At 41.1% G+C, this 6901-nt stretch carries 6 protein-coding genes; all 6 read left to right on the top strand.

Annotated features, from left to right (window positions below; all coding sequences use genetic code 11):
* The first annotated feature begins 132 nt into the window (after window positions 1-132).
* On the top strand, window positions 133-1350 hold the full coding sequence (locus tag LJE72_RS23710; protein WP_229250435.1) for a polysaccharide deacetylase family protein: 1218 nt from the start codon (window positions 133-135) through the stop codon (window positions 1348-1350).
* Window positions 1351-1451: 101 nt separating this feature from the next.
* Complete coding sequence (locus LJE72_RS23705; RefSeq protein WP_229250434.1) at window positions 1452-2150, top strand: response regulator transcription factor; 699 nt, start codon at window positions 1452-1454, stop codon at window positions 2148-2150.
* Between the two features lies 1 nt (window position 2151).
* On the top strand, window positions 2152-3546 hold the full coding sequence (locus LJE72_RS23700; RefSeq protein WP_229250433.1) for a sensor histidine kinase: 1395 nt from the start codon (window positions 2152-2154) through the stop codon (window positions 3544-3546).
* Window positions 3539-5023 (top strand): hypothetical protein, encoded by a 1485-nt coding sequence (locus tag LJE72_RS23695; protein WP_229250432.1) that lies wholly within the window; start codon window positions 3539-3541, stop codon window positions 5021-5023. The genes LJE72_RS23700 and LJE72_RS23695 overlap by 8 nt, the downstream gene beginning before the upstream one ends.
* A gap of 291 nt (window positions 5024-5314) precedes the next feature.
* A complete protein-coding gene (locus LJE72_RS23690) occupies window positions 5315-6379 on the top strand; it encodes a DUF2157 domain-containing protein (RefSeq protein WP_229250431.1) in 1065 nt (354 codons plus the stop codon).
* On the top strand, window positions 6376-6879 hold the full coding sequence (locus LJE72_RS23685) for a GDYXXLXY domain-containing protein (RefSeq protein ID WP_229250430.1): 504 nt from the start codon (window positions 6376-6378) through the stop codon (window positions 6877-6879). Before LJE72_RS23690 ends, LJE72_RS23685 begins: the two co-directional genes overlap by 4 nt.
* Window positions 6880-6901: the final 22 nt, after the last annotated feature.

The following is a 6901-nucleotide window of genomic DNA, read 5'->3' as shown; positions in this document are numbered from 1 at the left end:
GGAGTAACCGATGGTTTTCCCTTTTTTAATTTTGCGAACTTAATTGTACTCTATCAGGTGTATTGTAAGAGTATGGCGAAAGAGTGATTTTTTTGAGACAGGGACAAGATGTAGAGAGAGGAAGAGGGAACTATGTCCAAAATGAAAATCGTAGGTCTAGTTTTTATGGCGAGCTTTTTAAGTATTAGCGTTTTTTGGGTGGGGGTATTTCCTCACTGGAGTATCGCTACTCAATCAATTGCTCGACTGCACGATTCGCCGAAGGTGAAAGAGGATTTAGCGCCTTTACCTAACAGTATGGCAGAGGTGGATGAAACGAGTGAAATCGACAGTAAGGAAGATCAATTGGCAACATCTCCGAGTTCTGCACAGCTCGCCCCGGGGAAATATACGGAAGAATCGTCCTTGTCCCAACCTGATCAAAGCAAGTTATTAACAGAGAAGGCCCTATCTCAATCAGAGGCAATTAACACCCAATACGAAGATTCTAAGTCTTCAGATCAAAAACCTGAGTCGTTATCTGAGCCGTCATCCGGGACGTCACTGCAAGAACCCGTCCATTCTGATGCAAAACCAAATATCATCATTTCAGGCACAACAGAAGATTTATCTCCGACTCCACTACCTGGGCCACCAGGCACTCCTATTCGACCATACTATGATGAGGCAGGCAACCCGCCAACAGCTCCTGGTTTAGCTATGCGCCAGCGTAAATTCAAGCCGGAAAATGAAAAGATGGCGTACTTGACCTTCGATGATGGCCCCTACCCCAGTACCACGCCAAAAATTCTCGATATATTGGCCAAAGAAAAGGTCCGCGCCACCTTTTTTAATATCGGGCAACAGGTAGAGCTTTATCCGGATTTACTAAAGGCTGTGTATGAGCAGGATCATGTAATCGGCAACCATACATATTCTCATAATATGGCAGAGGTGTATAAAGGACCTAAGAATTTTCTGGATGACGTAAGGAAAGCAGAAGAGATCATTTATCAGACTATTGGTATACGCCCCCAAATAGTTCGTGCCCCTGGAGGGACGGTAGGTCATTTTAATATTGACTATTTTAATACCGTAGATGCCGCAGGTTATTTAATGGAAGACTGGAATGTTGATCCGGGAGACACAGATGCTCGATTATTCTCTGAGGACCAGTTAATTAGGAATGTTGAAGAGCAGATTCAGGGTAAGACTCGAGTTGTTGTCTTGTTACATGATTTAGTAGGCAAAAATTCAACGATAGATGCGTTGCCAGAGATTATTGAGTTGTTAAAAAAACAAGGATTTTCGTTTGGGGTGTTAGGTCCTGATGTTTTGCCTATAGTATTTTCCGGAGGTTTGCAAAACTAAGACAATTTCTGCAAAAAAAAATCCCCTTAGCTCTGCTAAATGGTTTAGAATAGACGTACAGGGGTCAAAACCTTGCAATAAGAGATACGCGGAGTGGTCAGATGAAGGATGTAAAAGTAAAAGTACTGGTTGTTGAAGATGAAGAGCCTATCCGACGCTTTATTACCCTTAACCTTAGCGCTGCAGGTTATTTAGTGGGTGATGCTGCGTCTGGAGAGGAAGCCCTGGAGATGTTAAAATCTTTTGTCCCTGAGGTAGTTGTGCTGGATCTCATGCTGCCGGGCATCAGCGGATTGGAAGTTTGTCAAAAAATCAGGAAGACTATGCAAGAAACATTTGTGATTATGCTTACCGCCAAGGGCCAAGATACAGATAAGATTCTTGGCTTGGAACTGGGCGCAGATGATTATATGGTAAAACCGTTTAACCCTTTAGAATTGATTGCTCGGGTAAAGGCTGTTTTGCGAAGAGGCAATGGAATAAAAGACCCAAAAGAGGTTTATTGTTGCAGGGACTTAAGTTTGAATGTTACTGCTAACAAATTATTCAAGAGTGATCAGGAGATTGATTTAACCCCTATCGAATTTGCGTTGATACAAGTATTTATGAAAAACCCTGGTAGGGCACTTAAGCGGGAAGAGATGCTGAATACTGTCTGGGGTGATGATTATTTTGGGGATACAAAAACATTGGATGTCCATATTAGACGCTTGCGGGAAAAGATTGAGGATAATCCTTCGCAACCGGAATATATTAAAACGGTTTGGGGTTCCGGTTACCGATGGCAACAGGAACCTTAAAATGACAGGAATTCGAGCCAGGCTGACAGCCAATTTTATGATCATCATCATTATCACTGTGACGATTCTCGAAGTTCTTCTTATCTATACAGTACGTCAAAACTACTATGGAAGTTTGGAAGGAAGTCTCACTAACCAGATTAAGATTTCTGCTGATTTGTATGCTAAGTATTTTTCCGACACCTCCCTTCAAGAAAATGTCTTATATAATGTAGACGCTTTCTGGAACCAAAGTAACGCTGAAGTGGAAATTGTGGATAAGGATGGCAGTATTGTAATGGATTCTCTGGGTGTGATCCCCACAGGGAATGCAGCAATAAACGATATCAAGGAAGCCTTAGACGGAAACACTGGGAAATGGATTGGGAGATTAAACGGACAAAAAGTAATGGCTGTGGCTTACCCATTAAAGGCAAACAATGAAGTAGTCGGGGCCTTGCGCTTTATAACCTCCTTAAACGCTGTTGATAAGGATATTCAAAACACGGCCTATATCTTTATCTCAATCGGTCTGGCAGTAGTTTTTATAGCCGGGCTGATCAGTGTTTTTTTAGCCAACACAATTATCGTGCCCCTAAAAGAAGTTACAAAAGCAGCTCAAGAAATGGCTTCCGGCAATTTTCAAGCTCGCAGTAAAAAAACAAATGAAGATGAGATCGGTAAGCTCTCAGATACTTTAAATTATATGGCGGATGAGATTGTGAAAAAGGAACAGCTTAAGAATGATTTTATCTCATCGGTTTCCCATGAACTGCGCACACCCCTAACTTCGATCATGGGCTGGGCAATTACTTTACAGAATGAACAATTCCAACAAAAGGATATGTTAGCAGACGGTCTGGGGATTATTGCCAAGGAGAGTGAACGACTAACTTTGATGGTTGAAGAACTGCTGGATTTTTCTAAGTTCGTCTCCAGCCGGGTGAAATTGCAAAAGGCTGAGGTCAATTTAGCCTCGCTTATCGAGCACATCCAAAAACAATTAACTCCAAGGGCAGTGCGGGAAAATATCAACTTCACTGTTCAATGCCCTAAAGATTTACCGAGTTTTTTCACGGACGCCAATAGGCTAAAACAGTTGTTTATAAACGTTTTAGATAATGCCTTTAATTTTACGACTGCTGGCGGACTAGTTAGCTTCGATATAGAGATGCAAAACAAGGAATTGTTATTCACTATTTCGGATACTGGGTGTGGAATAGCCGTTGATGAACTCCCCATGGTGAAAGAAAAATTCTATAAGGGAAAAACTTCACGCTCCCAAAATGGAATAGGGCTGTCAATATGCGAAGAAATTGTGAACCTAATGGGTGGTAAGTTAGAAATCACAAGTATACTTAATCAAGGGACAAAGGTATTTATCACCCTGCCTAAAGGGGAGAGTTTCTATGCATAGAGCGTTTAGTGTGTTGATTATAAGTCTTTCCCTCCTCTTGCTCGGCGGTTGTGCCAACCTTTCTTGGACAACGGCGGGTAAGATTATTCCACCGGTACATAATATTTGCCCATTGGAAGGTCAATGGCAAGTGATGCAGGAGATGCAACCCAACGGGAATTACGGAGCAGATAATTCGAGTTGGGAAGGTAAGATTCAATTTACGGGGGAAGTTGCCATGCTCGGTGAGTATGTTTGGAGCAACCCAATGTTTAAGATAAAAAAAGTAAACTCTTCAAACTATCTAATGACTAAATATTTAAGTTTACCCAATACTTTAATGCCAGACAGTAAAGAAGTTGAGGTCATTACTGTATCCTCGGAGGAGAATTTTCTGGGCGAATTTATGAGAATTGATGAAGCAAAGCTTGTAGCTTTTGTTCAAAATAAAGTGTTATATCTCGAGAAGGTCTCTGATCAAGTAGACAGTTCTTTAGCGTTCAGTAACCTTAATGACTTCAAAACCAACGAACATAGCAATTCAGGAGCAGCCGGTGTTTTGGTGGGGTTAAAAATACCGAAGGGATCGGATGTTAAAGATAATGCAGATAATTTTAACTTCACGTATCAGACTTTATGGCTGGCCATAGATAATAAGAAGCTGCATCCGGTTTTAATAGGGGACAATATCTTTTTCCCGCGCAACAGTGGCTTTTGGGAGTTGCAAATACGCCAACTTCAGGAAGGACCATACATGCAAGATTTATATTCCGCTCATGATGTTTCTACTAAAGTAAAGGAACCGCAACTCAAGACCATGACAATTAGCCGAGGGGAAGTTAAGACAGGAGCTGGTAAAAAGATCATTGATTATATTGGCAATGACTTTGTTGCTGTGGAAACCGACCAAGGTGGAAATCGTTTACAAGTTCTGCCGGTGGATAAAATCTCTGCTCTAGAGGGGATTAAGCTGTCTGACCTGTTAGGAAACAACGGGTTGGTTGCTTTTAGCAACGCTAGGGCTCAGGCACTCCGGTCTTTAAACAACAATATTAATATTACATCCATAGATAATGACGGCTTTGAACAAAATTTCGGTCTGATCCGTAAAAATGGACATTGGTATCTTAGAGGCAGAATAAATTACTCTTTTCAAGATGCTAACGACCCCAGCTATATGGACTTTAATGTTAATTTAGTTCCTCCGGCTAAATTGATTTTCTACGATACCTTGTGTCTTAGCTGGCAGTACATTAAGGATCGCGTTCCGGATGCCGTGGATGCCTTCACCTCTCCTAATCAAGATATGGCTCTTGTCATAACCAAGACCAAACTTCAGGTTTACTCAATCAGTGCAGGTCAATTAGGAAGTGAACCATTGGCAAAGATAGAGTTGCAGACCGGAACATCAATTATTATGGCTGAGTGGGCCACCGGATCTTATGTTGATAATTGGGAAAAAGCGTTTCTCGTCAATGGAGCCGATGTCAGTAGTTAAGTGAAAAGGGAACTTGATTAAAGAAAACACGATTGTAAAATGATTATTAATAGAGTACAATGTTAAATAAGAAATATTACGGAAACATACCGGGTCATGATTGATAATAGTATTATCAATGGTATGAACTGATTAAAAAAAGATCAAGAGTTCTTTTGGAACCATATATCTACTGTGATCATTAAGTAAAAAAATATAAAGTTTAATGCTTTTTAGTCTGTGTAGAAATAACCGCTAGTATAGATGGTATAGATTAAGCTTTGATTAGGCCTGAAAAAGGAGGGGAAATCCTTGAAACGTCAAATAACTAATACGAACTTCTCCTTAGTCAGCAAAGAACTGGACTACTTTGAAAGCTCCGGTCTTATCACAGGGGAGCAAAAGACTGGAATATTGGAGACTTACGAAATTAAGGGTGGTCTGAACTTTATTCAGGTGGTTGTTACGATTGGCGCTATTCTCGTAGGTCTTGGGGTTTTAAGTTTTATAGCTAGCAACTGGGATGGGATCAGTCATTTTATTAAGCTGCTTATTATCTTCGGCGCATTCTGCGGAGTAAACCTTGCAGGATATATGTTGACGGAAAATAATCCGAGGACAGGTCGGAGTTTGATTTATCTAGGGACTCTGGTTTATGGAGCGGGTATTTTTCTCATTGGACAGATGTACAATTTTGGAGGAGACTTTCCTACAGCATTTCTGCTCTGGTCCATAGGTGTTCTTCCGTTGGCATTCCAGCTTAAGGATAAGTATTTAATGCTTTTGGCTAATTGCCTGTTTGGAGTCTACCTTTTAGGCTCCTTTGATCAAGGGTTTCCTTATGCAGGGTGGGCAGGGGTTCCCATCACATACCTGGCTTTCTATTACTTTAATAAATCAAGGCTCCTCTTGTTTTTCGCTAACCTGACAAGTTTGAGCTTTATCTTTCAAATCGCTTTAAGATATGAGGCTGAGGGATTACATGTCGCTTTGCTCTTTTTCTTCATAGGACTTGTGATGTATGGAGCACAACATAACTTTGAGCAGGACATTTTTAAAGTTCAGGGTAACATCCTCTTTGGGGTAACCGGTGTGATATTGACCTTCCCCGATATATGGGATGTCTTGGTCAATGTTCAATCGACACGTTTGGTGAGTATCCTCTTTGCCCTTGCTTTTGTCGCTGTTCTATTTTTCCTGATCAGAAAGGGCAACCTCATAAGCCTTATCTTTGTTTGTATAACTATCTTCCGATATTACACGGATACCATTGCGTTTTTGCCTAAATCTCTGTTCTTTGTTGTAGGGGGACTGCTCTTATTAGCCTTTGGTTTTTACTTCGAACGCATGAAAACAAAAGGGGGGACATTGGCATGACTAAGAAAAAATCATTCTTTCTTGCCATGGCGATTCCCTTGCTCATTCTCCTGGCTATGACCATCAAACCACAAGCAACCGTTCTCTTTGGAAAAGAGGTCGTTCTCGAAACGAAGGCTTATGACCCGACGGATCTTTTCAGGGGAGACTATGTTGCCATTAATTTTGCAATTTCAGATGTTCCAAAGTCTAAAGTTCCTCTATCCATAGACAAGGTATACAATAAGTACCTTTATGTCATCCTTAAACAAGAGGGCAAGTATTATGTCGTCGATCAAGTCAGCGAAACGAAACCTGAGCAAGGGCTCTATCTAAAAGGAAAGTTCCAAAATTCCTTTAATGAAACTAATACCTATCGTGTAGACTACAGCTTGGACAAATATTTCGTAGAACAAGGCAGCGGTAAGGAGCTCGAACAGGAATCTTTCCAGGGAGGTCTTGTAGGAACGGTTAAAGTCCTTGGCGGATATGGAGTTCTGACGGGAATAACACCACGTTAGGGAGTAACTAGTTAACTAGGGC

This window comes from Desulfosporosinus shakirovi, assembly GCF_020595055.1.
Classification (GTDB): Bacteria; Bacillota; Desulfitobacteriia; order Desulfitobacteriales; family Desulfitobacteriaceae; genus Desulfosporosinus; species Desulfosporosinus shakirovi.
This window is presented reverse-complemented; position numbering and strand designations above follow the sequence as displayed.